This is a genomic window from Shewanella inventionis (genome assembly GCF_019931735.1).
Classification (GTDB): Bacteria; Pseudomonadota; Gammaproteobacteria; order Enterobacterales; family Shewanellaceae; genus Shewanella; species Shewanella inventionis.
Genome location: NZ_CP082926.1, coordinates 148,509 through 174,622, shown reverse-complemented (window position 1 = coordinate 174,622; position 26,114 = coordinate 148,509). Strand labels below are relative to the sequence as shown.

The window sequence follows — 26,114 nt, the reverse complement described above, 5'->3', positions numbered from 1 at the left end:
TATTCTTATGTTGGCAGAATGGCAAAAACATAAAACGCAGCTTCGATCCTATGTGGCAAAGCGTATCGATGACGTTGATGCTGTCGATGATATTTTGCAAGATGTGTACATCAAAGCCAGCATTAATTTACACCAATTGAAGTCTGCAGGCAGTTTAAAAGGGTGGCTATACCGTATTGCACATAACACCTTGATGGACTTTTATCGGACCCGGCAGCATTTTGATGAATTGCCTGACAATTTAGTCGCACAAGAGCAAGATAGCGGTGCAGAGGCGCGTGCAGAGTTAGCCGAATGCTTACGTCCACTGATTGATGAACTGCCTGAAAAGTACAGTATTCCTTTACGTTTAGCCGAGTTAGAGGGCATGCCACAACAGCAGATCGCCGATCAACTTGGCTTGTCTCTTTCTGGCGCTAAAAGTCGTGTACAACGAAGCCGAGTTAAATTTCGCGAACAGCTAATGGCCTGTTGTGATTTTGAAATTAATGAGCACGGCATTTCAGGCTATTCAGTCAAAGATCCTAAACGTTCTTGCCGCTAACACTCCCTTTAATATCGCAATAAATATGCTTGTATGTTGTCGATGTTTATCGTTTATTGATGTGCGCTTGGGTATCATCAATAAACGATAGCGCATGTGCGTACAATGGGTCGCTTAATCAACCAATGCTAACGAGTCTAAAATACCCTGGCCGCTGTGGATGCCTCCTTCGCCTTCATTCGCGGGTTTGCTGCGAACTAAATAGCCTGCATATCCATCTAACGTTGTAGCCGGAACATCATTAAAGGTGACCGTAAACAGCCCTATTTCGCTTACAAGATTATCAATATAGGTTTGTTTACTATTTCTTATTGCCATGGTCGGCACTTCGCGCTCACGCGGGTATAAGCGTTGCATTAATGCCCAGGCATCGTATTCTTTAGGCGGAAGTTGCTTGAGCTTATGACTGATGTCTTCTCCAAAAATACAATGTCCGCCGCCTTCGCCTTGATTTTTCAATACCCATTGTTGTTTATTGGCTGTGGTGTTGAACCACGTAATGGTGTCGGTATTCACGGGTTTCATTTCTGCCAATACACTTTTTATCAGCATGGCTTCTTCAATACTGAGCCCCCAACGCCCATAGTTAGTTGCAGGCATCATTGTCAGTCGCATCTGGATTGTTTTACTGGTGGCTAATTGCTGGCTTATGGTGGCGTTCATGGCCACATTATGTTGCTCTATAAATAGGCGTGTTTGACTTAATGTGTGGCAGCACTCGTGTTGGTCCATGTCGGGAGCATAATAGTCAGCGTACTGATATCCCGCCCGTAAATAGACCACATCAATGCCACCAACACCTTGTAATATTAGCCGTTGGTTTTCGCCGCTAGAAAGCTCAGTGCTAAGCTGTTCAAAAGTGCGTCTAACGGTACGTATGCCGAGTCGTTGAAGCTCAATTTCGAGTAAATGCTGGTCATACACATTATCTTCATTTTTTTGTATCACCATCATAAATGTCGGTTTACCTGCGTCGCCAGCCTCATTTTTTACCTTGAATGCGGCAACTGTGATGCCAGAGGCCAATTGGGTGAGCGCGGTATTTTTTTCAGGTATTGCCGAGGGGTTTTCGGCCCAATCTTGATAAGTGTGTGGCCACTGCTGTTGAATATACAGGTGTAATTCTGCCGCTTTTTGGCCAAATGGTGCCATGCCAGCGGCAATACCATTGAACTCAACGACTTTAGCGCCGTGTTGCTCATCATCCATATAGTCGGTACGCATTAACAGTAGTGGCTGACGCACAACGCTCTTTTGGTTATTAATATCACCATGTGCTTGATGATGTAGTTGGATTAAATGGCCAATAAAAGGATCAGCTTTAGCTACATCACTGAGTGAGGCTTGCAAAAAATCATGGTCTCCAGACACACGATTAATGAGTTTTGCCACCAACGGGGTCACGTTGCGCAAATGCTGATATACATTGCGCTTCATTGTCATAGGCGCAATGCTAAATGGGCAATGTCGTGCGCTGTTATCCAAATTTAGTGGGGTCAGGGTAAACTTTTATAAAAAGTAAATTGAAACCCTGATTTTTTAAAACGTTTATGTCCATAAATGCGTTAGATTTTTCAGTAACAAACAAGGTTGAATCGAAGATACCCATACGGCGGATGCAATCGCGGCTATGACCTTCGAAAACATGGATGTTTTCGTAGAGCGCCCAGGGATGGGGTTACCGCGTGTCATAGAAGTGATTGCATTGAGTATTGATACCTAGTGGTAAAACAAACACCTGGATCCCGGCTCAAGAGCATTGCCGGGACGACGTTAGAGTTGAGACGACAAGAAGTTAGTTTTCAAGCTTTTGCCCATAAATGCGTCAAATCTTTAAATAACAAACAAGGTTAAATCGAAGATAACTATACGGCGGATGTAATCGCGGCTATGACCTTCGAAAACATGGATGTTTTCGCAGAGCGCCCATGGATGGGTTTACCGCGTGTCATAGAAGTGATTTCATTGAGTATTGATACCTAGTGGTAAAACAAACACCTGGATCCCGGCTCAAAAGCATTGCCGGGACGACGTTAGAGTTAGGACGATATTAAAGTTAGGACCATGAGACAGTAGCTAACATGCCTTTATCCATTTTCAAGTTAGTATGGCCAGCACATTTCTGCCCCAAAACGAGTTTAAGATTGGTATATCTTGATGTTAAAAATGGGTGGCTCGCTTTTGGCTACTCGCAGGTATCTTCAATGACTTGTTGTGCTATCACAGTATTCTCACTATTTTAAATGGTTAACCTATACAGAGATCCACTTATCAATCGATAACAGAATCACTTTCATATATAACGTGGTAGAAATCGTTTTACTCGGTTGTACGTTGTCCAATAGCATTATGACGAGAGAGCATGCTTAAAGACGCAAAAAGATGGAAAGATTTTGTTAGGTTGAGTCTTTGTAAGACATGGTTTAAGTCTAAGTTTTGCAGTATGGTGATGTGTCGATATTAAGGAGTGCAACATGAGTGACAAAATGAGTGAGTCTGCATTGCAGGCATTAAAAATTGCGTTTACTTATATGCCTAAAGCAATTGAAGTCACTAAGTATGAGTATGGCGATAATTACCAAAAAACATTAGATCATATTGAAACCGTCAGGGAGATGTTATTGATCAATGATGTCGACCCAGAAGAGGTGTACGGCGACATTAATCCTGAAAGTACGCCTAATTCAACGTATTGATAAAATGTAACAAGCTATGGATTTAATCATAGCTTGTTAGCAAACTCTCAAGTCACCACTGTTACGCGACAGACTGCTCTACTGGATGGGCGTTACCATCATGTTTTGGATGATAAAGCTTAGCAAACATCTTCATGAGTGATTCGCGGCGGATAACACCACATAAACGGCCGTTTTCAACTACAGGGTAAACACTCGGAACCGCAGCAGAAGCTTCACGTAGGCGCTCTTCATAACTCTGATAACCACCACTGATATACATGCCTGAGTCGGTTACAGGGAAAAGCTTTTTCTTATCGACCACCATAAACTCAAGCAATTGGGCGACGTTTTCAGTTGGCGCTACGGTGAGCATTTTAGTTTGCATCACCTCTTTGATTGTAGTGGGTAAGGTGGCAGAAAACTCTTCTGACCACAGTGAACGCAGTAAATCTTGCTCTGAAACAAAGCCCAATAACTGATTATTTTGGTCAACAACCGGCGCACTGCGAATACTTTTGGCTGCGAGTAAATCAAGTGCTTGGTAAATCGTGTTATCAAGGTTAAGTGTGTCAGGGTTAGTGTCCATTAATTCGCTAACGATAAGTTTGTCAATTTTGGTTTCCATGGTTAAGTCCTTATGACTGGTATAAGAGTGAGTTGATGTAATGGTTGCTGACTGAAACTGCGAAGATGCCGATAAAAGCTGTTGCTGCGCTTGAGTCCAGTCTTGTTGGCGGGTACTGTCTTGCCTAATAGGGCTAATGTGTAGTTGTGTTATGTGATCGCTGCCTGGATTGCGATCGTTAATCCAAAAATACCCAAGGCCAACAAACACCGCGCCGCCAACAATGTTGCCAAGGGTGACCGGAATTAAGTTGTGCGCTATAAAATTGCTGATGGTGAGGTCGGAAAAGGCTTGGGGAACCACGCCTAATGCCATGAAGTATTCGCTGCCAATAAAGTGCTCAATAGCAATCCCCAGCGGCACCATAAATAGGTTAGCAATGCTATGTTCAAAGCCGCTTGATACAAACATCGCCACTGGCAATATCAATAATATTGATTTGGCTAAGGCGTCTTTGCAGCTAAAGGTCATCCACACCCCTAGGCACACCAATAAATTACATAAGGTGCCTAGTGCGAAGGCTTGGCTCCAATCATGGTGAATTTTATGTTGTGCGACATGCAATGCGTTGAGACCCCAAGCGCTGCCGTTTAGGTCATACATCTTAGACATCATCACTAATAGCAATATCAACATTGCGCCACAAAGGTTGCCTAAATAAACCCTTGTCCAACAAGCTAATAATTGTTTGGTGGTGACGCGTTTTTGCGCCCAGGCAATTGCGCTTAATACGGTGCTGGTAAACAATTCTCCTCCGAGCACCACAACCAGAATTAAGCCTAAGCTAAACGCGATACCACCGCTAAACCGCACCAGCCCCCACGAGCCAGGTGCCGCTCCTGTGGTCACGGTGAGATAAAACACAAAGGCCAGTGCTATGAAGGCGCCAGCAAATACAGATAAGCCAAATGATTGGGCAATATGCTTTGTCACTTTGGCGTGGCCATATTCGGCGGCTTTTTCAAATGGGCTCATCTCGGCAGTGTTATTAACAACGGCAAGATGGCTAACAGTTCGAGTCGCCTCATGGGCGTTAAACGATTTCATGACGCCCCCTGTAAAATATTACAGGCACTTAGTTGTGGCGATAGGCTATGACTTACATGCATTGATAACTCCTTAATGTGGTTTCTGAATTGTCGAGTTATCTTCAGATTACACATTTAAAAGTTAAATAATATTGAGTGTTTATGAAGCTCAGTATCAATAAAACTGATGGGTGTTAAGACTAAAGGGCTTTCTTTTGCTGTTGTTTAATGAGTACTTGCTTTACCAAAAGAGAACCGACAGTTTTTTTGATTAACTATTGGCTTTTAAAGCCATATTTGATGTCGTGAATGCATAGCGTGATAAGCAGTATCAATTTTGTCGATATGTACGCGTGAATGGTTTTATTAAAGTGACGCTCCAGAGGGGGCTTCTTTTAAATGGTATTTTGCCCTACTTTATTTTTATGCCCGAAAGGTTATGATACATAAAGGTTAAATCATGGTTAAAGGAATAACATGTATCGCTTGTTGCTCATCCTCATTAGTGTGATTAAATCACCTCTAGAGCCTCTAGCTTGACCAAACAATACTCTAAACCTTAACTTTGCCTAATTTATAGGTCCCAGCTGAACACCAATAATATCGATAGACCATTTAATTGGAGTGTTAAATGAGATTGAGCGGAACGTCAAAAACTAAAGAGTCTAAGTATAATTCGACTGTGGGGCTATTTATTAGTCTCGGTATGTTGCTTGTTGTGTTCATGGCATTTGATTTTTCTGAAATGCATGGTGCGGGTAAAGTGTTTATGATTTTTTGGGTAGGTGGTGTTTGTGCTCAAGTATATCAATCTTACCGGAACTCCATATTTTCAAATAAAAGTCTGCATCATGAAGAGACTGATCACGATTTACAGCTAGAAGATGTTCACCATCGTTCACCTGTAAACGTTAAAAAAGGTAACGATTTCGCTGTAAAGTTACGAGATTTGGAGCAACTATATCTTGATGGTTTACTCACCACCGCAGAGTATGAAGCTAAAAGAAAAGATATATTGGATGAAGATTGGGGCCGTTAATTTATACTCACTTATCGGCGGTTTAGTGTTGGTCTCAGGTTTTGCCTGGCAAGGTGATGGAGAAACAAGTGCAAGTGTTAACTGTGTGTTTAAGTGGTGTGTTATTGCTGATGTCTGTTTCTGTCGCAGCGTCTGAATTACTCAAGCGCGATATCAGTGAGATTATCTCTAAAGCGGAGTTTTTGTCTTATGACAATGTTGCAGACTTTATTGAGCACTCGCCTAAAGTCACTGTGTTTGTGGCGCCTGAAGCTGATGATATAGAACAATACGGCAGCGATGTGATGAAAACCCTAACCGGCTCTGACTGTGACAGAGACGGTAAAATGGACAGCAACCCAGAGTGCAATGCGGTGTTTTATAAACTGTGGATGAAATATCAACGATAGTGTTTGTTACATTGCTATTCCACAGCGGGTAATAAAGCATCTTGGATGGCCATAGCATCAAATTGAGCTAAACCATTATTGATAATGTCGCACCACTTTTTACCTTCGGGAGTATTATTAAACGTGATATGCAAGGTTTTGTTTTGCAATGTTTTGGGGTTTACTTGTAGCTGGTGAGCTATTTTGGCGACTTGCGGATCAGACTTTAGGTATTCAAATACGTTTATATCCATGATGATGGCGTCAATTCGGCCTTTTGCAAGTTTTAGGATATTTTGTTTTTCATCGATGCCCGTTTCAAATTTTTGGCTGCCATTGGCAATCATTTCATCTATTTCTACCGTATTGATATAGCCTTTTAGTACGCCTAATTCATACTGATTTAAATCACTCACCTGGTCCCAGATTATCGGATTATTTTTACGCTCAATTAATACTATTGGGCTTGCACCTATTGGGTTTGAAAACAGCAATCCATTGGCGGGATTAAAATAAGTAGGGTAATACCCCACAGTTTGGCCGGTGGTGACTGTTCGAGCAGCACGGTTCCAGGGTAACACGGAGATGGCAAGTGTGTGGTTTTCAAAGCTTAATGCTTGGCTAATGATTTTACTGTTGATGCCTTGTTCGGGTAGGTTACTGCCTGAAAATGGCGGCCACTCGAGCGTTGACAGCTCTAATGTGTCGGCGACAAGCTCACCTGGTAAGCACAATGCAATCAAGGTACATAGACATAAATTTTTCAGTTTCATCGATACCGTAATCATCATCTTTCAACAGACCCTAATGAGTAAGCATTAACACAATTCAGTATAGGCATAAATGTATTGCTGTAATAAGACTTTTATACGGAACAGATTACTATATAAATCAGTTGCTAAGCTTTCGGGTTATCGTAAATAAAAATCACTAAAGATAAAAAAGTTGGAGTAAATGCTTAAAACGTTTGTGTACAGTAAACCGTTTGTTGTCCAGCTTATCGATTCTTCTGCCATCTATCCTATTGTGGATATCGACATTCTTGTTTATGAGTTATTTAAACAAACCGTTAAATAATGAGTCTGTTAAGCAGGTAAACAGGCCTTTTTTTAGACTTGCATTGTTTTTTATCTGCTCTATGTTGAGTGCTCAGTTGTAAAAAAATGCATGGATGCATTAACAAAAATATAAATAATTGCTAACAGTAAACTTGATACTGTGGCAGATAAAAAAGAGGACAACTCATGAAAAAGTCGATTTTTTTGCTGTTAGCTGGTTTATTCAGTTGTGCAGCACAGGCCGCTGTCGGCGGTTACCCAGTTGTATTAGTACATGGCTTTCAGCCGGATAACTTACAAAGCAAACCTGTTGGGGCACAGGTGAGCAATAATGGTGCTGATTATTGGGCGCAATACTGGCGCGATAGAGCTGACGAGCGGATTGATTGGCCGTCGCAAGAGCGTATAGCCAATAAGATCACCAGCCAGTATGTATGGCCAAAACTACAGCAAATGTCGCGCGACGGCACCTGTGTTAATGGCTGTGTGTTTGTGAGCCATTCAACAGGCGACTTAGTAACACGATATATTATCGATAACCAGGCATTGTGGTTACAAAATGCTGGTCTACAGCCGCTTAATATTGTGGCAACGTTCGACTTCGCGGGGGCGGGCGGCGGTGTTGAGCTTGCTGACTTAGCGGTCAATGTGGCTAATGGTTCAGGTTTAATTAATTCAGCGGTTAAGCTTGCTGTGTCGTTATGGCTTGGTGCTACGCCAACATCATCTAACATTGGGGTGTTAAATGATTTACGGGTGAATACGGCACGTCAATTAGCTTCTTTTCCAGACAGTCGAGTGCCGCGTTTACGTTTTGCTGGTGCAGGTTCTGACTTTTTAGGCTCGACTGGGGCTTTTTTACCGGGCGAAGATGACGGCGTGGTGGCGAGCCATTCAAGTTGTGGGGCAGCCTCAGCAACCAGTTATGACAGTTGCTCACGCAGTGTGGCATTTGACGGCAAGTTAACCACGGTTAGTGGGCCAACTGCATTTATGCCTTACCATTATCCGATGTTGATGAGTGAAGGCTACAGCCACAATGACACCATTGGCAGTAGTGCTAAAGATGAAGTGACTACCGCTAATAATAGCTCAGTTTTCTTAAATGGTGACAACATCAAGTTTACGACCTATGACGAAAAACGTGGCTGGTGGATTTTTAGTTCGCGTTATAGAGTGGTGAGTAACTCTAGTCGAACCAGCATGTCGTCATTGGTTTACCAGGCTGCAAATTAGTCCCAACTCAATGCGGGTTTAGCTATTATGAAGCATAAAAAAATTATCAGTATTGTTGCCCTGCTTGGTGGATGTGCAGGATATTGGTATTTATTACCTGAGCCATCTCCCTCGCTGGCTAAGGTGGTTGTTCCAAAACAACAAACTCCAATCGTGAATCATCAATCCAGCGCGGTAAAGCCGATGCAGTCTAAGCAAGCTACTGTCAAAGAAACCGTACCTGAGACGGTGAACGAGCGTTTTTCAATGCTTGCTAAAGCTTATGCACAAGAACTATCTTTGCCCGCATATTCGGTGCCGCTTGGGGTAGAGGATGTTCATTTGCTAAACCCTAATCGTTATGTACCACAGCCAGTGATGCTAGAGGGCGGCGCAAGTGCGAGTATTGTTATGCCTAAATATCGCTTTAGCTTTCCTGAGCCTGTCACGGTGACGTTAGAGGTTAATGGACTATCGGTTAGTGAGGTTAGCACCGCGATCATCAGTGAAACCGATGCAAGTCAGGTGTTGGTTGAAGGTGAGATGTTAGGGCAAAACGGGCGCTGGACGGTGCAACTCGATGCCACAGAAGAGTGGGATGGCCCTATGTCGGTCAATGTTACCTTTAGTGCTAAAGGTAAAAAGCAGACTTTAACGACGGGCATTGAATATAGCTACCCAACAGCGACGATCACCGGAGTCGGTGAGGTGCGAGCTGAAGGGCATGATATGATAATTCCGCTAAAGCTTGATGTTGAAAAAGCAGGATACTATCGCTTACGAGCTAACTTGTATGACGCTAATCAACAGCCAGTTGCCTTGTTAACGCAGTCTGAAAAATTATCTGAAGGGGCTGTCCAAATGGAGCTTAAAGCTTATAAAGGTGTACTGCCTAAGCAAGATGGAGAGTTTACTTTGGGTAGCTTTGTGCTAGAGCGTCGCCCAGCTGTGCCAGGTGAGTTAACGCGTTATGGTCGCAGTAATGAGGCTAGTTATGAGTTAGGTGTCTTCGCTATTGATCAACTGTCCGATGAGCCATGGCAGCCTGAGGAGCAAGAAATGCAGCGTTTGGAGTTTTTGCAAAAAATGGCCAACGAATAAGCGTTATGATCGGATTATTATCAGCTTACTTTGCTAAAAATACGTTTTGCTTTTATTAAACGGCTGCTTAACTGTTTCTGTGCTTTTAAAGCACTTGGTTGCGGCCGCTATGTTTGGCGAGATATAAGGCTTTGTCTGCACGGCAAAAGAGATCATGCATTGAGTTATCTTCCTTTGTGAGCGAGCTGCACCCAATCGACACTGTAATATTCACCCCAGTACAGGTTTTTGATATATAAAAAGGATGTTGGGCTATTTGGGCTCGAATTCGTTCGGCAATTAACCTGGCGTCATTGTTGTCGGTCATGGGTAAAATCGCGGTAAACTCTTCTCCTCCGATGCGCGATAACGAGTCAGATTGGCGCAATAATTTATCGCAATTTTGGGCAAATTCTTTGAGTATTTCGTCGCCGCCGATATGCCCATAATTGTCATTAATTGCTTTAAAATAATCGATGTCGATCACCAGCAGAGACAGTGGCTGATTAAACCGAATGGCGCGTGCGCATTCTTGTTTAGCGATTTGATGATAGGCCCGGCGGTTGTGTACGCCAGTTAGCTGATCGGTATTAACAAGATTTTCAATATGTTGGTGGGCTTCTTCTAACGACTTTTGCGCATTTTTAAGCTGGGTAATATCAACTCCCAACAGCATAACATGGCCACTGTCGAGGTTTACTCGGGTCATTTTAAACCAGCGACCATCGATCAAATCGGTTTCAAACTCATTTAAAGCCACTTCATCATGGAGCTTATTGAGGTTGGCTAGCCATTGCTCAAAGTCATCGGTATTAATAATTACACCTTGTTTACTTTCCCACGCATGGCGTAATAGCGTGCCTGTATCTTGTCCAATTGCTTGTTCTTTTGTGACGCCAAATATGCTGGCAAAGTGGTTATTACAATAAATGACGGTTCGATTATCATCGAGCACACCAAAGCAGTTAGGGGTGATTTCTAACCCTTCGAGGAAAATAGACTCTAAACAAACGTTTGTGCTTTTTGACATGAATACACCCATAAATACTGCGATGGTTGAGGGGTATTATAAGTCAAAATGTTTACTTTTTGTTAACTCGCGGTTTTTTACACCTTGCTGTTGATCATAATGTTCTGATTTGTTTTGTTTTTATTCTGTGGTTTTATCTTGCTTTTTTATAGCCAATGACAAGCCAACTTTAACTATGGTGCTTTATTTTTAATAAAAAGCCCGATGATATTACAGTCTGCAGGCTTGTATTTATTGTCACGATCCACGATAATTAATGGTAATCATTATCATTTGTATTTGCTGGTCGGTAAAATGGAACTTATTAGCGTGTCTTCTTTGTGGCTAGGGTGTTTGTTTGCTTATTTAGCCTCAGACAAACAACAACTTATCAGCCTACCGTTTCCTAAATTACTTGCCTGGAGCTTAGGCTGTGTTGCCATGTCATTTTCTGTGTGGGGTTTTAGCCATACATACAGTGTACTGGTGTCTTGTTTGTTGGTGATTATTTGTGTGATGACCATGTGGATAATGATGGTATTACTCGCCGCACATTTTAAAGGCCGGAGTATGTGGGTGAGCTCATTCGGTTTTGTCTTATTTGTCAGCATTATGCTGGTTGGTGTTAAGTAAGGCTCGGTAAGGTTAATCAAATGTGGTTAAAGTCTTTTGCAGCCTTTATTTGGGGCTTATTGCTGGCCGTCTGCTTAGCGTTGTTGCTTTTTCGTTTATTGCCTGTTGCAGCTGATATCAAACTATTTGTCGGAATGATGCTGGGTTTTTGCTTATGGGTTGCGGTGATGATTTATTGCTACAGCCGCAATAATGCCAAAGCGGCCAGTGTAGTCTGTGGTAGATGGTTTGCCGTCACAGCCGCAGCCAATGTGTTGTTGTTTTATATTCCTGTCTATTAATGAAGTTTTCAATGAATCCTCGCACTAACGCTCCCCATAAAGTGATTAAAAACCTCGTCGAAGCCCACAGCTGGCTTGGGCTGATCATTTCGCCATTACTGTTTATCGTATTTTGGGCGGGTGCGATCACGCTGTTCCATGATGAGATAGCGCAGTGGGCCATTACCCCACATCATCCGGTGCAAAGCAGCCAGCAAGATTTGCCACTTGGCAACTTAGTTGAACAAAAAATGGCTGAATATCCTGTCGCTGAAGATGGTCGCTTTAGGATAAACATGCCCACAGCATTAGTGCCTTACTATATTTTTTATCTAGAGGTTGTAGACCAAACGGCTGAAAGCGGTCGTCTGTCTTTTCCAATCTTGGTTGACCCTAAAACCGGAGAAACAGTTGCCGGTAAAGATGACTTCTTACTATCGCAATTTATCTACCGATTACATTACAACTTGCATTTACCCGGTGGAAGTTACCTCATCGGGATGGTCACATTAGTGTTTTTGTTTGCCCTTGTCTCAGGGGTATTTATTCATGCACGTAAACTGTTTAAACACTTTTTTCAGTATCGGGTCGATAAGCAGCGGCGCGATCATCTATTGGATTTACATACTGTGGTGGGCGTCATGTCGCTGCCGTTTACCTTAATGTATGCCTTAAGTGGATTAGTGCTCAATTTAGCCATTGTGTTTCAATTGGCATTTGCGACGTTTATTTATCAGGGCGATCAACAGGCTTTGTTTAATGATGCAGGCTTTAAGCGGGTGGTTGAGCCGCGCAGTAAAACACCGATGGCAATGGACAATGCGTTTACCTTGATTGAGCAAACCAAACAACAAGCCAATTTTGAGTTACGTAATGTGATTTTTCATCATTTCGGCGCTGAAAATGCATTAGTGCAAGTGCGCGGTACTGATACTGCCAGTTTTGCCCAGCGTGACGAAGTGACTTATCGGGTGGCCAATGGTGATGTAGTCGATAAGGTTAATGCTGAGCAGTACAATGTATTTCGTCAGGGGCGTGATGTGCTAGTAACCCTGCATTTTGGTAACTTTGCCGGCATGGATGTAAGGATTTTATATTTTATTTTAGCCATTGCCATTAGTGCGATGATTGTTGCCGGTAACATGTTGTGGATAAATAAGCGTCGTGCGCAGCGTCAGTCATCACCGCGCAGCATTGCCATTGCAGGCGCCATTACCATTGGAGGATGTGGCGGCATTATTGTGGCTACTGCTGTGGGGTTTTTATGCGAGCGACTGCTGCCTGCAACCTTAGCTGCTCGCGGTGACTGGCTTATTGCCAGTTTTGTGCTGGCGTTGTTAGCGACCATGTTAGTGAGTATTAACATTAGCAATATTAAACGTCATATTAGCCGCTTATTACTGCTCACCAGTTTGCTGCTTATCATCACCATAGTGGCCGATTGGCTGATGTTTGCCGAGCAGATTATTACCCTGTGGCAAGACGGCTTTACTGCGGTGATTGGGGTGCAAGTGTCAATGGGTTTTATGGCTGCAATTGGCGTGTTTAGTGCGTTAAAGCTAAAAGATCCAAAGCCGATGGCTACTTTTGATAACCTGAGCAATCCGCTTGTGAATTAACAGCTTAAGTGCCTGCAATGTCATTATTGCAGGCATCACGAGTGTTGGTGTTAAGGTAAATCGAATATTAGTGCAGTAGACTGGTCGTCTAGCGTGTTTTTTAACGTAATAGTTTGTAGGTCAGTAATTTTAGCACCATCACCGCCACTGAGTATTTGAGACTCGACCATTAGCTTACCAGCAACTTGATGTACATACACTTTTCGCCCTGGTGCAATGGTGTACGTTAACTCTGAATGCGGTGCTAAAATCAATTGCGATAAGGTCGCATTTTGCTTTATGTGCAAGGTACCATTTGCACCCGTTGGCGTGGCAATAGTGGTTAATCCTATAGCCTGGCCAAAGTTTTTTTGCTGATAGCCAGGTGGATTCCCTAAGGTGTTAGGCTGGATCCAAATCTGTAAAAAGGTCAATGGGTCGGTTTTAGATGCATTGTATTCACTGTGGCTAATGCCGCTACCCGCCGACATCAGCTGGAACTCTCCTGCGGGCAATATCTCAACATTACCTTCACTGTCTTTATGGGCAATTGAGCCTTGCAGCACATAGCTAATAATTTCCATGTCACGATGACCATGAGTGGCAAAACCTGCGCCGGGGGCTACTGTGTCATCGTTAATAACTCGCAGGGCAGAAAACCCCATTTTCTCCGGATCGTAATAACTGCCAAATGAGAAACTGTGCTTACTGTCTAACCAGCCAAAATTGGCGGTGCCACGCTCGTTTGCAGGACGTAAAGTGATCATGGTGTTCTCCTAACGCATAATGTAGCTTGATACCAATCAGATGTGTGTTTGGATCTGATTGGTATTATCGAAATGCAGGTTTGTTAATTTGAGCTGAAATTATTTAGCTAATCGACGGGTAAGCGCGTTATCTAGTGCCGCTTTCCCTGAGCCAGATAAAGCCAATGACACGCTAGCGGCTAATAATGCTAAAGCATACTCATAACCGTTGTTAGACATAAATAAACCGTTACTTAGGTGAACACTGGCAATGGCAGCTACCATAGTAAAGGCCAGTGCAACAGCCGCTGGACGAGTCAGTAAACCCAGTAGAATAAATAAGCCCCCAAAAAACTCAGCACTGCCAGCCATAAAGGCCATTAACACCCCAGGTTCCATCCCCATTGATGCCATCCATTGCCCAGTGCCTTCTAAACCGTAACCGCCAAACCAACCAAATAATTTTTGGGCGCCGTGAGCCATAAAAATAATCCCTACAGGTACACGTAATGCCAATGTACTAAAACCAGCGGTAGAACGAGTGATGTTGTTGATTAGTGCTTTCATGATAATTAACCTCAATAAATTTAAACAGTGTGAATATCGTTTAGTGAGTCTGCCTCACCGATTGATAATGAGTATATTGAGACTTGATTGAATAAAAAATCGGAATAAACTGAGTTAATAGTTCAAATTATTTGAATAAGGAAAATTCATGCACCATGCGATTACCATCGATGCACTACGGGCCTTGGACGCCATTGAGCGCAAGGGCAGTTTTGCTGCCGCGGCGGCATCACTGTACCGCGTGCCATCAGCATTAACCTATACCATCAAAAAACTTGAAGACGACATGGGTACCGCGTTGTTTGACCGCAGCAAACAACGGGCGCAGCTTACCCCTGCAGGTAAGTTGGTGTTAGAGCATGGCCGCGATATTTTATTGGCCACAAATCGGTTGATTGACTCTGTGCAGCAGTTAGAGTCTGGCTGGGAGCGTGAAATCAGGCTTTCACGTGATACGGTGATCCCACAAGCACCGCTGTTTCAGTTAATCGAGCAATTTAATCAGCTCGAACACTCGGTAGACATTACGATTGATGTTGAAGCGGTAGGTGGTGGCTGGGATGCGTTGCACAGTCGCCGTGCCGACATTGTCATTGGCGCTTCTGGCGAGTTACCTCGAGGTGTATTTAAAACCCATAAAATAGGTGAAATCGAGTTTGTGTTTGCGGTAGCACCACATCATCCATTGGCATTTGTCGATGGTGTATTAGAAGCCGACAAGCTGACAGAATATGCCTCGGTGGTGGTAGCCGATACGGCGCAAGTGTTACCCACCCGCAGCAGTGGTCTGTTTAAAAGCAAGCAAGTGATTAAAGTAAACACCATGGAAACTAAAATAGCGGCCCAGCGCCAAGGTTTGGGGATTGGTTTTTTACCTCGGCACATGGTGCAAGGTTACTTTGATAGCGGCGAGTTGATTGAAAAACAATGCTCAATTCCACGACCTAACCAGAGCTTGTATCTTGCCTGGCATAAAGAGCATCAAGGCCGCGGATTTGAGTGGTTTATTGAGCACTTGCCTAACATTGATTGGGGCTTGAGCTAGGCAGTGTTGAAAATACTCAAGGGCATAGACTTATACCCTTGATTTAATGATTTCTAGCTTATGCTGCTGCCCGAGATACCGCAGCGCTATTGGTTTTATTGTCTAGTGAGCCACTGTAGCGGGTTAATGCTAATGCCAACAATACAATCACAGCGCCGACCCATGGTGTATGCATTAAGCCAGCTTGTTCAACAATGATTCCGCCGCCCCATGCGCCTAATGCTATGCCCACATTAAACGCGGCAATGTTAAGGCCAGATGCCACATCCACCGCATTAGGTGTATGTTCTTGTGCTAGTTTAACCACATAAACTTGTAAACCCGGTACATTACCAAATGCAAAGGCGCCCCACACCAAAATGGTGATAACCGCTGCAATAGGGTTAACCGCAGTAAAGTTAAATACCAGTAAAATAGCGGCTAAACCGATAAAGATAATACTTAGCGCTTTGATTGGGCCTAACTTGTCGGCCATTTTGCCACCCCAAATATTACCGATAGCCACCGACACGCCGTAAACCAACATAATTAGACCAATCGCGTTAGACTCAAAACCAGACACTTGCTCTAAAATGGGCGCTAGAAAGGTAAACGCGACAAAGGTGCCACCGTAGCCTAAGGCGGTAATGGCATACACTAATAATAAGCGTGGTTGAGTTAACACGTTAAGTTGAGCTGATATTTTAGTGGCCGCAGGTTGCTGTAAATTGTTTGGCACCAATAAACTGCTGCCTATCAGTGCAATAAGGCCTAACAGCGCTACCGTTAAAAAGGTGGCTTGCCAACCAAATGTTTGCCCAATATAGGTACCTAATGGCACGCCTGTCACCAATGCCACGGTTAAACCAGTAAACATAATGGCGATAGCGCTGGCGGCTTTTTCTTTGGGCACTAATCCGGTCGCAATCGTTGAGCCAATAGAGAAAAACACCCCGTGAGCCAACCCGGTAATAATGCGCGCGACAATTAAGGTTTCATAACCGGGGGCTTGCCAGGCCAATACATTACCTGCCACAAACAGCGCCATAACGGTTAATAACACATGTTTACGATTCCATTTACCTGTTAATGCCGTTAATACCGGTGCACCAATGGCAACACCTAGAGCATACAAGCTAACCAGTAAGCCTGCTGAGGGTAATGAAACATTAAGGTCGTGTGCCATGGTGGGCAGTAATCCCACAATGACAAATTCTGTGGTTCCGATGGCAAAGGCGCTTAGCGTCAATGCGAGTAGGGCTAACGGCATGATGTGTTCCTCGGTTTCAATAATATGGATGGGTGTTGCTTAATGCTGGCTATTATTCACGGTAATTTAGTTGTAAAAAACAGTGTCTTTAGCAAATGATATTTGTGTAAAATGAATGTAATAAAGCAGTGCGTTAACCCGAGGTGTGTATGCTTACTCGCTCAGATGATCTTGATATTTTATTAACTGTGGTCGACAGTGGCGGCTTTTCTGCGGCGGCTGATACGTTAAATATTCAGGTGGCGCGCGTGTCGCGGGCTGTGAGTAAAATTGAGCAGCAACTTGGGGTGACCATATTAAACCGTACCACTCGGCGGATTGAGCTGACCGACGAAGGCCGGCAATTTGTCGAGTCAGTGAGAACGGGCTTACTGCAATTACAACGGGCAGAAGATGAGCTAGTGAGCCGAGGTGAATTACCGCAAGGGCGATTGCGTGTTGATGCCGCAAGCCCATTTGTGTTTCATCAGTTAGTGCCACTCATGAACGATTTTAGGCAAGCGTATCCAGATATTATGCTAGAACTCACCTCTAACGAGGGTTATGTCGACTTACTAGAGAAACGCACTGATGTAGCGATCCGTATTGGTAAATTAAACGACTCTACTTTATATGCCAGGCCATTAGGTAAAAGTGCTTTACACATCGTTGCTTCACCAGATTACATTGCCCGACGAGGCGCGCCGCAAAAGGTGGCCGACTTAAGCGGCCATGAGTTGTTAGGGTTTACCGAGCCCAAAGTGCTTAACCAATGGCCACTAAAAGGCGGTGAGGATATTACGCCGACGATCAGTAGCAGTAATGGTGAAACGCTGCGCCAATTGGCATTGAGTGGCAACGGTATTGCGTGTTTGTCGGGCTTTATGATTAATGACGATTTAGCCGCTGGGCGATTAGTCACCTTGCTAAATCACGACAAAATTAATGTTGCCGAACGCGAGCAAGTGAGTGCGATGTATTACAAATCATCTACTGTGGCACGCAGGATCTCGGCATTTATTGAGTTTATTCAGCCCAGATTAACCTTGTAATCAGCGGCAATAAATTAACATCAGTTTATACAAGATGCGTAGTTTACTGATTGGTGATATTGTGGCGTTTGTGAATTTCTCTCTATCTCAGCCGATGACATCATGATTAAACATTTAATGGACTACCTGCGCTTAGTGCTGTTTGTTTGTGGCGTATTGATTGGTATTCAAGTTCCTGGTTTTGTTGACCAATACGGTCAGCGCCTTGAAGCACATCAGCTAGAAGCTAAGCAAAATTTGGCCGAGTTTCAACACGACGCCGACCGTTTTTTCGGTGGCGATATCAGCAAGCTCATCTACCATTATCGCCAAAATAATGATCCGGTTTTCAGCTCTGGCGGTGAAAGCATTGAATCTATTTACCAGCGTTACATGGCGTTAACCGATGCACTAACGCGTTTTCGTCAGCACAGTTACAGCCCATACCAGCAGTTAATTTTTTCACCGCAAACAGACATTCAACTAGAGGTTTGGAAAAATTATTCCCATGTGATTTTATTAAAGCCCGAAGCCATTGCTATAGGTATGTTACTTGGGCTGTTGATCGCAATTTTATGTGAGTCAGTATTATCAATTTTTTACGTGGGTTGCCGTAAAGTATTGGCACCCAAATAACCCATTTATTCACCCTTAAGGAAATATGATTATGATCGCTAAAGGACAATCTCTACCAAAAGCTACATTAAGCCAACTGACAAAAGACGGTATGGTGAACCACGATGTAACTGAATTATTTGCCGGTAAAAAAGTGGTGTTATTTGCCGTACCTGGTGCCTTTACGCCAACCTGTTCAGAAGCGCATTTACCAGGCTTTGTTGTACAAGCTGACGAGTTTAAAGCCAAAGGTGTTGACCTGATTGCCTGCGTGTCAGTAAACGATGCATTTGTAATGAAAGCATGGGGCGAAGCGCAAAATGCCTCTGAGTTAATGATGCTAGCCGACGGCGATGCAAGCTTTACTAAAGCACTTGGTCTAGAAATGGACACCGCAGGTTTTGGCGGCGTGCGTTCACAACGTTACGCGATGATTATCGACAACGGCGTGGTGACATTATTGAATGTTGAAGCACCCAAATCATTTGAAGTGAGCACCGCAGAAGCGGTAATGGCTGCACTGTAAGCCAGATTTTAACTTGATTGAATCAAAATGGGCGCCCAATGTGGCGCCCATTTTTATGGCGTAGAGAATGGCGCTTTGGTTTCGCCAATGCCGAGGTTTTGTTCAATATTGTCGACGCTGTTACTCACCTCGTGAGCAATGGTTTCGCTTTGTTCAAACGCATCTTTAGCGCGGTGCATTAAGCTGTCCATCGCCTGTACGAACTCATCGAGATAATGCACTTGCTGCTTAGCGTGTTCGCTGCCCTGGCTGGCACTGTTTGCCATGTCACTGGCTTGTTGCTGTACCTGTTTAGCCACGGTTAGCAGGCTTTGGGCACGTGTTTTTTGTTGCTCAGAGGCGGCGCTAATGTCATTGACGCTTTGGCTTAGTGCCTCATTTGAACTGGTGAGCTGAGTTAATATCGCCATAATATCTTTGAGCGACAACTGGGTGCGTTGCGATAAATTACGCACTTCATCAGCAACTACCGCAAAGCCGCGACCTTGTTCGCCAGCTCTGGCCGCTTCAATGGCCGCGTTTAGTGCCAGTAAGTTGGTTTGTTCGGCAATATTGCCTATCACGTCAACAATTTTAGCCGCGTCATTCACCGAGGTGCTTAGCTGGTTAAGTGAGTGGTTACATTGATTTACCGTAGACAATGTATGTTCGGTTGCCGTTAATACACCCTGAGCTTCTTGCTGACTGGCTAACATGTCGGTCATGGTTTGTTGAGCGCGAACGGTCAGCTCACTAGACGACTGGTTTACTTGGTTGGCTAATTCAATTAAATCAGTTGTTTGCCCTTGAGCCTGTTGTACTACGGTTTGTGTTTTTTGGGTACTATTTGACAGCGAGCCAATTTGAATGACTAAGTCGCGTAATGACTTAGAGACCACAGCCATATTGTGTTTTTGCTGCTCGTCCTCTTGATCAAAACGTTGTAATAAACGATTAAAATGCGCGGCAATTTGCCCCGTTTCACATTGGCTGGTAACCGCAATCGGTTCACGTTGATTCGATTCGCTTAACATCGCAAATGCGCGGTTTAAGCGCCGTAATGGCGTGACCACACGACGCTGTTGTAACACAAAGTAACTTATGGCAAACAGTGCCAGTAAGCCCACCATGCCATACAGTAACCATTGTAAGTTGAGTTTTAATTGTTGGTCTGTTTGGTTTTGCATGTCGGCTAATGCCACGAGTTGTTGCTCTACTTGGCTAGTGGCATTAATAAGGGCGTTTTGTACCGCCTGGTTTTCGCTGAGCATGTTCTCGGTGTTATTCACTTCTTTACTGTAGCGCAGGCTTAAACTTAGTAGCTCAGCTCGAGGTGTTTCGCCTATTTCAATTTGCTCTGGTTCATCGTTACCTAGCGCAAACTCGTCGACTTCTTCGGTGCGATAAATACCGAGTAAAGGCAGTTGCTGCAATTGATCGTGCCAGGTGTTGAGTGTTTCTATGGTGAAATTTACGCTGTTGCTAACACCGGTATCTTTATCAATTAATAAGGATTGAGTGAGCTGCGATAACTGATACACCAGGCTGGGTAACTCTGTGCTAAGAGCAAGATATTGTTGTGCCACGCTATTATCTTGCGGCGCCGATTGTGCGTAACGGCTTAAGCTGCGGCTGTAACTGAGCATTTCAGATTCGGCAAACGCCAGCAATTGCCGTGGATTACCGGCTAATTTACCTGCAGCGCGATATTTTGTGTCTAAATCTTGCGTGAGCTGCTCCATTAATTGGATTAACGATGAGCTGTCGAGTTGCGGGTGTGCCTGTTGTAATGCACTGATATTGCCCGTAATGCTATTGATATCTGCACGAGCCTGTTCTAGATAATTGCTTTGGCCTGTTTGCAAATACTTATCGATATTACGGCGTACATCATATTGAAATGTATGCTGAATACGTTGCAAACTTTGGTTGAGTTGTTCACTGACTTGCCGTTGCTGATTGCTCCATAGCACTGTGCCAGCAAGTGATGCTGCAAGGATTAGTAACAGCGCAGAAGCTCCTAGCGATAAGGTTGATATTTTCATTCAATCTAAACTCAGGCAATTTTCATTGTGAGTATTTTATGGCACTAATATGACAGTTTGTCGTGTGCACCTGAACTGATGCCATGATAAGTATTTTGTTTATTTTTGATTTTAATCAATGATTTAGTAAATTTTGATTGATGAAAAGCTAATCTAATGTGATTAAATTATGTGTAATACAGTGTAGGTTTTGGATGAAAGTTAATCTATTTTCATTCTTTGGTAACATTAATTGTCGACGACGTTGTTGTCGGTTAGTGGTAGCCAAACTTGGGCTTTTAAACCACCTTGAGGGCGGTTAGACAGTTTTACTTTGCCGTGGTGGCGGTCAATAATTCGCTTAATTATCGCCAGCCCTAGGCCAGAGCCTACACTGCCGCGAGCAGAGTCGCCTTGAGTAAACGGTTGAAATAACTGCTCAACTTTAGACTCATCAATGCCTGGACCATTGTCTTCTACGCAAAAGCATACCGTATTGCCTTGCTGGTAAGAGCTGATTTTTATCCAGCCGTTACCGTATCTAAACGCGTTTTCTACTAGGTTACTCAACACACGTTTAATGGCAACACTATTCATGGCAATGTCTGGGCAATTGCCGAGCGACAACTCAATGGTTTCTGCGCGGTGCGATTCTTGTTGGCTGATCTCTTGGATCAAGCGGTTAATCTGATCAGGTTCGCGCACACCTTCACGGTCGTTGCGAATATAGGCGATAAATTGGTTAATAATGGCATCCATGTCTTCAATGTCGGTAACGATGCCTTCTTTTAAATATTGGTCTTCTTCTACCATCATTTCAGACGCTAAGCGAATACGTGTCAGTGGCGTGCGCAAGTCGTGGGAGATACCGGCCATTAATAATGCGCGGTCTTGCTCAAGTTGCTTCATGCTATGCGCCATTTGATTAAACGCATGGGTTACTTCAACAATTTCAGTTGAACCACTTAACGGCAATGTCTGCGGAAAGTCGCCTTGAGATACCGCAACGGCGGCTTTTTGTAAGCGTTTTAATGGCCTGTTTTGCCTACGGGCAAATAACCAGCCGCCAGCAACACTAAGCGCACCAATCACTAATAAATATAAGGTTAAAGGTGATAAGTCAGACTCGTTAATGCCGGTTAACGGCACTTTAATCCATAATGTAGGAGCTTGCGGTGGCTTAATCCACACGTCGAGATTTTCGCCCTGAGAAAAGCGTACTTCTGCTTCACCGCCCAAATACACTGACATCTGTTCAGATAAAAAACTGTAATAGGTGGCCTGGCCGAGTCCGGCCTCCTGGGCTTGTTTTTGATTGTACACTGTCATGCCATCGTCACGTACCTTGGCATTTAAAGCATCAACCATGGTGAGATGTTCGCGGCCCACATCAACACCATCAACAAATAATATGTTGATTTGGCGGGCAATCAGTTGGTTAATTTGCTCGTAACTGGGTTTGATAAAGTAAACGGCGACTGACCAATACGACACTAATTGATTAATCAGCAATAAGCTGCCAATCAGCAATACCGTTTGGCTAAACGCGCTTCGAGGTAAGAAGCGCTGCCACCATTTTAACTTGAGTTCCATCAATTATTTACGCGAAGTGCCGTCGGGTACAAACACATAACCTAAACCCCAAACCGTTTGAATGTAACGTGGGTTGGCGGCATCTTTTTCAATTAAACGACGTAGACGTGACACTTGCACATCAATAGAGCGCTCAAGGGCTGAGTAGTCGCGGCCGCGAGCAAGGTTCATTAACTTATCGCGCGATAATGGCTCTCGAGGGTGGTTAACCAGCACTTTTAATACGGCAAACTCGCCGCTAGTGAGGGCAATGCTTTCGTCACCATGAAACATCTCACGCGTGGCCAAATTTAGTGAAAACTCACCAAATTCAATCATTTCTTCTTGCTGTGCAGGCGCGCCCGGTACCTCAGCAGTTTGGCGGCGCATTACCGCTTTAATCCGTGCTAATAACTCACGTGGGTTAAAGGGCTTAGGTAAGTAGTCATCGGCGCCCAGTTCAAGGCCAATAATCCGATCGACTTCATCGCCTTTCGCGGTGAGCATCACAATAGGAATTGGGTTTTCTTGCTGGCGTAAACGGCGGCAAATTGATAAGCCATCTTCACCGGGTAGCATTAAGTCGAGTACTAAAAGGTGAAAGTTTTCGCGCTCAAGTAACCTGTCCATTTGTTCAGCATTGGCTGCGCTTCGCACCTGAAAGCCTTGCTCAATTAGGTAACGTTCTAATAATGAACGTAATCTCATGTCGTCATCGACAACGAGGATTTTAGAGGTTTCTTGGCCCATGGAATATCCTTTAAACACTAAATTGATACCAGCAATGGCTCAGTATGAAGTGTAATCACTTGAATTTGAATAGCTGATTGCAGCAGAAATTGTAACTAAATAGCTGTAAATACCGCTTTATTGCTTAAAAAGCGGCAAATGATCAGTGGTGTGGTCGATATCTTGGTCAAAAGATAATGCCAGTTGTTGACTTTGTGGGTGGTAAATAACTCTGGTAATAGCATTTACTGGGTTTAATGTAAGTTGTGGATGGCTATCAAAAATGGGTTCACCAAACCCTTGTAGTCCTTCAAAGCGGCCCCATTGTAGGTGAGTAATGTGGGCATCGGTATGTGGATCCTGATGCAAGTTAATGTGCACTGTGGCGTAATAACCGTTGTTTAGCAGTACTAAGCTACTCAACGCGGGAGTCGACAATTGGTGCCACACGCCATAGACGGGGTGGGTTGTGTTGCGGTTATAACGATATTGTTTATCAGTAACGCTATCGGCATTGCTATCGACATCGAGCAGTAAAGTCGTATTGCTTTTTGTGAGTGTCATTTGGTGTGTGGGATGAGTAAAGTGGTGAGCCACGAAACCCTCGCGTGGATTATTAGTATAACTGGCAATAAAGCGCACGCTATTAGGCGCAATAGCGAGTCGGCCCCATTCGGCCACGCTTTGGTGTGGTGCTAGCAAGTTAAATTCAATGTGTAAGTAGCTTTGGTTTGGGTTTAGCTGTAATAAGCTAATCCGCTCAGGCGTGTCTATTATCCAGTTGCCCACAATAGGCTTGAGTGAAGTGGACGGGATTGATTGTGATGTGGCTTGCAGTGGGCTGAGCGGCAATAAATACAGCACAAGATACAATGGGCGTAATCGTAACAAACTGATAATTTGAATAAATTGTTGTGTGGGCAACATGCCTGTTAATGCAATAAACATAATGTCCCTTTATGTTTTAGGTTGAATGCGAAAAGAAATAGCACCACGTACGGTAATTTGAACGAGGTTTAACTGTAGTCAACAATGCTGGTAAATCAAATTAACGCCAAAGTTTCAGGTGGTTTTAAATAACAAAACGTGGACTATTTTAGTGACAGATTTTGACTTTCAACGGGCTGAACTATATTCTGTGTCGCTGCTTTGAGTTGCACCTGTGTAGTCAAAGCGAAATCTTATGCATGTAAAGTCTTGCATGTCATGAACATAAGCTGCATTCGTTAACCCCTTCCTAATTGGATTATGACAATCCATTTGTAGTGGCAGTTTGCTTTACCTCATATTTGATAGCATCTCGTTGCATGACGGATCGACACATTAGAAGCTGTAGCGACATTGCAGTTTCAAATAAGCACGTACTATTGAAATAATTGATTGAATTTTAAACAGAGTGAATAACATGATACAAACCATGAAAAAAGAATGGTTCTCTAACATCCGCGGAGACCTTTTAGCCGGTCTTGTGGTTGCGCTGGCGTTAATTCCTGAGGCCATTGCCTTTTCTATTATTGCTGGTGTTGACCCTAAAGTGGGGCTTTATGCTTCGTTCTGTATTGCGGTAGTGATTGCATTTACCGGTGGTCGCCCAGGGATGATCTCTGCGGCAACGGGTGCAATGGCACTGTTAATGGTGACCTTAGTCAAAGAGCACGGCCTTGAATACTTACTGGCCGCCACCTTATTAACCGGTGTATTCCAAATTGCAGCAGGTTACTTAAAACTGGGTAACTTAATGCGTTTTGTGTCGCGCTCGGTGGTGACTGGTTTTGTGAACGCATTGGCAATTTTAATCTTTATGGCGCAAGTGCCTGAGCTGATTGACGTGACCTGGCATGTGTACGCCATGACCGCTACAGGCCTTGGGATTATTTACTTATTCCCACTGATCCCGGTTATTGGTAAATCATTACCGTCACCGTTAGTGTGCATCGTTGGTTTAACCATTTTTGCGGTATTTATGGGCATTGATGTGCGCACTGTAGGCGATATGGGCCAGCTGCCTGACACCTTACCTATCTTCTTATGGCCAGAAGTGCCATTAACCCTTGAAACCCTGATGATCATCTTGCCTTATTCAGCAGGCCTTGCGGTGGTTGGTTTGCTAGAATCAATGATGACAGCCACCATTGTTGATGATTTAACCGACACGCAAAGTGATAAAAACCGTGAGTGTAAAGGCCAAGGTATTGCCAACATTGGTGCCGGCTTAATGGGCGGCATGGCAGGTTGTGCCATGATTGGGCAGTCGATTATTAACGTTAAATCGGGCGGTCGTGGGCGTTTATCTACGTTTTCTGCCGGATTGTTTTTGCTGATTCTAATCGTATTTTTAGGTGACTGGTTAAAGCTTATCCCTATGGCCGCTTTGGTTGCGGTAATGATCATGGTGTCTATCGGTACTTTCTCTTGGGATTCAATCCGTAACCTTAAACATCACCCAATGTCGACAAACCTTGTGATGGTGGCCACGGTTGTGGTTGTTGTTGCTACCCATAACCTGGCGATTGGGGTATTTGTAGGGGTGTTGTTGGCTTCGTTATTCTTTGCTAATAAAGTGGGTCAATTCATGGTGGTTAAAAGTTCAGAGATTACCGCTGAAACTGGCCGTCATTATAAAATTGTTGGCCAGGTGTTTTTTGCCTCGGCAGATAAGTTTAGCCAATCATTTGATTTTAAAGAAGTGGTTGATAAAGTCACTATCGACTTATCATTAGCGCATTTTTGGGATATCACCGCAGTATCGGCGCTCGATAAAGTGGTGATTAAATTCCGCCGTGATGGTACCGAGGTTGAGTTAATTGGCTTAAATGAAGCCAGTGCAACCATCGTTGATAAATTTGGGGTGCACGATAAACCTGAAGAAGTCGAAAAAATGATGTCGGGTCACTAATCCTGAGCAACACCATAAAGG

At 43.9% G+C, this 26,114-nt stretch carries 26 protein-coding genes; 15 read left to right on the top strand and 11 right to left on the bottom strand.

Translation table 11 applies throughout. The features are described from left to right. Window positions 1-7 precede the first annotated feature (7 nt). Entirely contained in the window at window positions 8-544 is a 537-nt protein-coding gene (gene sigZ / locus K8B83_RS00845; RefSeq protein ID WP_188736001.1) for an RNA polymerase sigma factor SigZ, read from the top strand. Window positions 545-658: 114 nt separating this feature from the next. On the opposite strand, the gene K8B83_RS00840 is transcribed toward sigZ, so the two are convergent. Further along, window positions 659-2,029: a glutathione synthetase gene (locus K8B83_RS00840; RefSeq protein WP_223418938.1), complete on the bottom strand. Its 1,371-nt coding sequence runs from the start codon at window positions 2,027-2,029 to the stop codon at window positions 659-661. A 989-nt stretch (window positions 2,030-3,018) separates the two neighbouring features. Between K8B83_RS00840 and K8B83_RS00835 the strand changes: the two genes are divergently transcribed. After that, window positions 3,019-3,240 (top strand): penicillin-binding protein, encoded by a 222-nt coding sequence (locus K8B83_RS00835; RefSeq protein ID WP_160052074.1) that lies wholly within the window; start codon window positions 3,019-3,021, stop codon window positions 3,238-3,240. 61 nt (window positions 3,241-3,301) lie between these two features. On the opposite strand, the gene focA is transcribed toward K8B83_RS00835, so the two are convergent. Next, window positions 3,302-4,894 carry a formate transporter FocA gene (gene focA / locus K8B83_RS00830; protein ID WP_188735996.1) on the bottom strand — a complete coding sequence of 531 codons (1,593 nt, stop codon included), beginning with the start codon at window positions 4,892-4,894 and terminating at the stop codon, window positions 3,302-3,304. A gap of 612 nt (window positions 4,895-5,506) precedes the next feature. Between focA and K8B83_RS00825 the strand changes: the two genes are divergently transcribed. Both K8B83_RS00825 and K8B83_RS00820 read left to right on the top strand, forming a co-directional pair. After that, window positions 5,507-5,914, top strand: a complete 408-nt coding sequence (locus tag K8B83_RS00825; protein ID WP_188735994.1) for an SHOCT domain-containing protein — start codon at window positions 5,507-5,509, stop codon at window positions 5,912-5,914. Window positions 5,915-5,982: 68 nt separating this feature from the next. Then, complete coding sequence (locus K8B83_RS00820; RefSeq protein WP_188735992.1) at window positions 5,983-6,303, top strand: hypothetical protein; 321 nt, start codon at window positions 5,983-5,985, stop codon at window positions 6,301-6,303. 14 nt (window positions 6,304-6,317) lie between these two features. Here K8B83_RS00820 and K8B83_RS00815 read toward each other — a convergent pair whose 3' ends face one another. Then, entirely contained in the window at window positions 6,318-7,055 is a 738-nt protein-coding gene (locus K8B83_RS00815; protein WP_223418937.1) for a substrate-binding periplasmic protein, read from the bottom strand. A gap of 181 nt (window positions 7,056-7,236) precedes the next feature. On the opposite strand from K8B83_RS00815, the gene K8B83_RS21600 reads away from it, so the two are divergent. From K8B83_RS21600 to K8B83_RS00805, 3 genes are all read left to right on the top strand, one after another. Then, on the top strand, window positions 7,237-7,359 hold the full coding sequence (locus K8B83_RS21600; protein WP_263283567.1) for a hypothetical protein: 123 nt from the start codon (window positions 7,237-7,239) through the stop codon (window positions 7,357-7,359). A gap of 167 nt (window positions 7,360-7,526) precedes the next feature. Next, on the top strand, window positions 7,527-8,576 hold the full coding sequence (locus tag K8B83_RS00810; protein ID WP_188735989.1) for a hypothetical protein: 1,050 nt from the start codon (window positions 7,527-7,529) through the stop codon (window positions 8,574-8,576). Between the two features lie 27 nt (window positions 8,577-8,603). Next, complete coding sequence (locus K8B83_RS00805; protein ID WP_188735987.1) at window positions 8,604-9,656, top strand: hypothetical protein; 1,053 nt, start codon at window positions 8,604-8,606, stop codon at window positions 9,654-9,656. An 85-nt stretch (window positions 9,657-9,741) separates the two neighbouring features. Here K8B83_RS00805 and K8B83_RS00800 read toward each other — a convergent pair whose 3' ends face one another. Next, window positions 9,742-10,665: a GGDEF domain-containing protein gene (locus K8B83_RS00800; protein WP_188735985.1), complete on the bottom strand. Its 924-nt coding sequence runs from the start codon at window positions 10,663-10,665 to the stop codon at window positions 9,742-9,744. 294 nt (window positions 10,666-10,959) lie between these two features. On the opposite strand from K8B83_RS00800, the gene K8B83_RS00795 reads away from it, so the two are divergent. The 3 genes from K8B83_RS00795 to K8B83_RS00785 are packed head-to-tail and all read left to right on the top strand — an operon-like array spanning window position 10,960 to window position 13,156. Then, the gene (locus K8B83_RS00795) at window positions 10,960-11,277 is read left to right on the top strand and encodes a hypothetical protein (protein WP_188735983.1); all 318 of its coding nucleotides are present in this window, start codon (window positions 10,960-10,962) and stop codon (window positions 11,275-11,277) included. Window positions 11,278-11,297: 20 nt separating this feature from the next. Next, on the top strand, window positions 11,298-11,558 hold the full coding sequence (locus K8B83_RS00790) for a hypothetical protein (RefSeq protein ID WP_188735981.1): 261 nt from the start codon (window positions 11,298-11,300) through the stop codon (window positions 11,556-11,558). Between the two features lie 11 nt (window positions 11,559-11,569). Beyond that, on the top strand, window positions 11,570-13,156 hold the full coding sequence (locus K8B83_RS00785) for a PepSY-associated TM helix domain-containing protein (RefSeq protein WP_188735979.1): 1,587 nt from the start codon (window positions 11,570-11,572) through the stop codon (window positions 13,154-13,156). Between the two features lie 50 nt (window positions 13,157-13,206). Here K8B83_RS00785 and K8B83_RS00780 read toward each other — a convergent pair whose 3' ends face one another. Together K8B83_RS00780 and K8B83_RS00775 are read right to left on the bottom strand one after the other, a co-directional pair. Further along, complete coding sequence (locus tag K8B83_RS00780; RefSeq protein ID WP_188735977.1) at window positions 13,207-13,902, bottom strand: pirin family protein; 696 nt, start codon at window positions 13,900-13,902, stop codon at window positions 13,207-13,209. Window positions 13,903-14,001: 99 nt separating this feature from the next. Beyond that, window positions 14,002-14,448, bottom strand: a complete 447-nt coding sequence (locus tag K8B83_RS00775; RefSeq protein WP_188735975.1) for a DoxX family protein — start codon at window positions 14,446-14,448, stop codon at window positions 14,002-14,004. A gap of 148 nt (window positions 14,449-14,596) precedes the next feature. On the opposite strand from K8B83_RS00775, the gene K8B83_RS00770 reads away from it, so the two are divergent. Beyond that, the gene (locus K8B83_RS00770) at window positions 14,597-15,493 is read left to right on the top strand and encodes a LysR family transcriptional regulator (RefSeq protein ID WP_188735973.1); all 897 of its coding nucleotides are present in this window, start codon (window positions 14,597-14,599) and stop codon (window positions 15,491-15,493) included. Between the two features lie 58 nt (window positions 15,494-15,551). Here K8B83_RS00770 and K8B83_RS00765 read toward each other — a convergent pair whose 3' ends face one another. Next, the gene (locus K8B83_RS00765) at window positions 15,552-16,742 is read right to left on the bottom strand and encodes an MFS transporter (protein WP_188735971.1); all 1,191 of its coding nucleotides are present in this window, start codon (window positions 16,740-16,742) and stop codon (window positions 15,552-15,554) included. Between the two features lie 149 nt (window positions 16,743-16,891). On the opposite strand from K8B83_RS00765, the gene K8B83_RS00760 reads away from it, so the two are divergent. From K8B83_RS00760 to K8B83_RS00750, 3 genes are all read left to right on the top strand, one after another. Next, window positions 16,892-17,773 (top strand): LysR family transcriptional regulator, encoded by an 882-nt coding sequence (locus K8B83_RS00760; protein WP_188735969.1) that lies wholly within the window; start codon window positions 16,892-16,894, stop codon window positions 17,771-17,773. Window positions 17,774-17,875: 102 nt separating this feature from the next. Continuing rightward, entirely contained in the window at window positions 17,876-18,388 is a 513-nt protein-coding gene (locus K8B83_RS00755) for a DUF2937 family protein (RefSeq protein WP_188735967.1), read from the top strand. 31 nt (window positions 18,389-18,419) lie between these two features. Further along, a complete protein-coding gene (locus K8B83_RS00750; RefSeq protein ID WP_188735965.1) occupies window positions 18,420-18,893 on the top strand; it encodes a peroxiredoxin in 474 nt (157 codons plus the stop codon). 53 nt (window positions 18,894-18,946) lie between these two features. Here the strand turns inward: K8B83_RS00750 and K8B83_RS00745 are convergent, their stop codons facing one another. The 4 genes from K8B83_RS00745 to K8B83_RS00730 all read right to left on the bottom strand — a co-directional run bounded on the left by K8B83_RS00745 (window position 18,947) and on the right by K8B83_RS00730 (window position 24,145). Then, window positions 18,947-20,917, bottom strand: a complete 1,971-nt coding sequence (locus tag K8B83_RS00745; protein ID WP_188735963.1) for a methyl-accepting chemotaxis protein — start codon at window positions 20,915-20,917, stop codon at window positions 18,947-18,949. A gap of 228 nt (window positions 20,918-21,145) precedes the next feature. Continuing rightward, on the bottom strand, window positions 21,146-22,489 hold the full coding sequence (gene envZ, locus K8B83_RS00740; RefSeq protein ID WP_188735961.1) for a two-component system sensor histidine kinase EnvZ: 1,344 nt from the start codon (window positions 22,487-22,489) through the stop codon (window positions 21,146-21,148). Between the two features lie 3 nt (window positions 22,490-22,492). Beyond that, window positions 22,493-23,218 carry an osmolarity response regulator transcription factor OmpR gene (gene ompR / locus K8B83_RS00735; RefSeq protein ID WP_188735958.1) on the bottom strand — a complete coding sequence of 242 codons (726 nt, stop codon included), beginning with the start codon at window positions 23,216-23,218 and terminating at the stop codon, window positions 22,493-22,495. A gap of 117 nt (window positions 23,219-23,335) precedes the next feature. Further along, complete coding sequence (locus tag K8B83_RS00730; protein WP_188735956.1) at window positions 23,336-24,145, bottom strand: C15 family peptidase; 810 nt, start codon at window positions 24,143-24,145, stop codon at window positions 23,336-23,338. 457 nt (window positions 24,146-24,602) lie between these two features. Here K8B83_RS00730 and K8B83_RS00725 point away from each other — a divergent pair, with 457 nt between their 5' ends. Next, window positions 24,603-26,093, top strand: coding sequence for a SulP family inorganic anion transporter (locus tag K8B83_RS00725; protein ID WP_188735954.1), 1,491 nt, complete (start codon window positions 24,603-24,605; stop codon window positions 26,091-26,093). Window positions 26,094-26,114 lie beyond the last annotated feature (21 nt).

Coding starts and splice junctions, on each gene's coding strand:
- sigZ (WP_188736001.1), top strand. CDS start 8: ATGTTGGCAGAATGGCAAAAACATAAAACGCAGCTTCGATCCTATGTG.
- K8B83_RS00835 (WP_160052074.1), top strand. CDS start 3,019: ATGAGTGACAAAATGAGTGAGTCTGCATTGCAGGCATTAAAAATTGCG.
- focA (WP_188735996.1), bottom strand. CDS start 4,894: ATGAAATCGTTTAACGCCCATGAGGCGACTCGAACTGTTAGCCATCTT.
- K8B83_RS00825 (WP_188735994.1), top strand. CDS start 5,507: ATGAGATTGAGCGGAACGTCAAAAACTAAAGAGTCTAAGTATAATTCG.
- K8B83_RS00815 (WP_223418937.1), bottom strand. CDS start 7,055: ATGAAACTGAAAAATTTATGTCTATGTACCTTGATTGCATTGTGCTTA.
- K8B83_RS21600 (WP_263283567.1), top strand. CDS start 7,237: ATGCTTAAAACGTTTGTGTACAGTAAACCGTTTGTTGTCCAGCTTATC.
- K8B83_RS00810 (WP_188735989.1), top strand. CDS start 7,527: ATGAAAAAGTCGATTTTTTTGCTGTTAGCTGGTTTATTCAGTTGTGCA.
- K8B83_RS00805 (WP_188735987.1), top strand. CDS start 8,604: ATGAAGCATAAAAAAATTATCAGTATTGTTGCCCTGCTTGGTGGATGT.
- K8B83_RS00800 (WP_188735985.1), bottom strand. CDS start 10,665: ATGTCAAAAAGCACAAACGTTTGTTTAGAGTCTATTTTCCTCGAAGGG.
- K8B83_RS00795 (WP_188735983.1), top strand. CDS start 10,960: ATGGAACTTATTAGCGTGTCTTCTTTGTGGCTAGGGTGTTTGTTTGCT.
- K8B83_RS00790 (WP_188735981.1), top strand. CDS start 11,298: ATGTGGTTAAAGTCTTTTGCAGCCTTTATTTGGGGCTTATTGCTGGCC.
- K8B83_RS00785 (WP_188735979.1), top strand. CDS start 11,570: ATGAATCCTCGCACTAACGCTCCCCATAAAGTGATTAAAAACCTCGTC.
- K8B83_RS00780 (WP_188735977.1), bottom strand. CDS start 13,902: ATGATCACTTTACGTCCTGCAAACGAGCGTGGCACCGCCAATTTTGGC.
- K8B83_RS00775 (WP_188735975.1), bottom strand. CDS start 14,448: ATGAAAGCACTAATCAACAACATCACTCGTTCTACCGCTGGTTTTAGT.
- K8B83_RS00770 (WP_188735973.1), top strand. CDS start 14,597: ATGCACCATGCGATTACCATCGATGCACTACGGGCCTTGGACGCCATT.
- K8B83_RS00765 (WP_188735971.1), bottom strand. CDS start 16,742: ATGCCGTTAGCCCTACTCGCATTGACGCTAAGCGCCTTTGCCATCGGA.
- K8B83_RS00760 (WP_188735969.1), top strand. CDS start 16,892: ATGCTTACTCGCTCAGATGATCTTGATATTTTATTAACTGTGGTCGAC.
- K8B83_RS00755 (WP_188735967.1), top strand. CDS start 17,876: ATGATTAAACATTTAATGGACTACCTGCGCTTAGTGCTGTTTGTTTGT.
- K8B83_RS00750 (WP_188735965.1), top strand. CDS start 18,420: ATGATCGCTAAAGGACAATCTCTACCAAAAGCTACATTAAGCCAACTG.
- K8B83_RS00745 (WP_188735963.1), bottom strand. CDS start 20,917: ATGAAAATATCAACCTTATCGCTAGGAGCTTCTGCGCTGTTACTAATC.
- envZ (WP_188735961.1), bottom strand. CDS start 22,489: ATGGAACTCAAGTTAAAATGGTGGCAGCGCTTCTTACCTCGAAGCGCG.
- ompR (WP_188735958.1), bottom strand. CDS start 23,218: ATGGGCCAAGAAACCTCTAAAATCCTCGTTGTCGATGACGACATGAGA.
- K8B83_RS00730 (WP_188735956.1), bottom strand. CDS start 24,145: ATGTTTATTGCATTAACAGGCATGTTGCCCACACAACAATTTATTCAA.
- K8B83_RS00725 (WP_188735954.1), top strand. CDS start 24,603: ATGATACAAACCATGAAAAAAGAATGGTTCTCTAACATCCGCGGAGAC.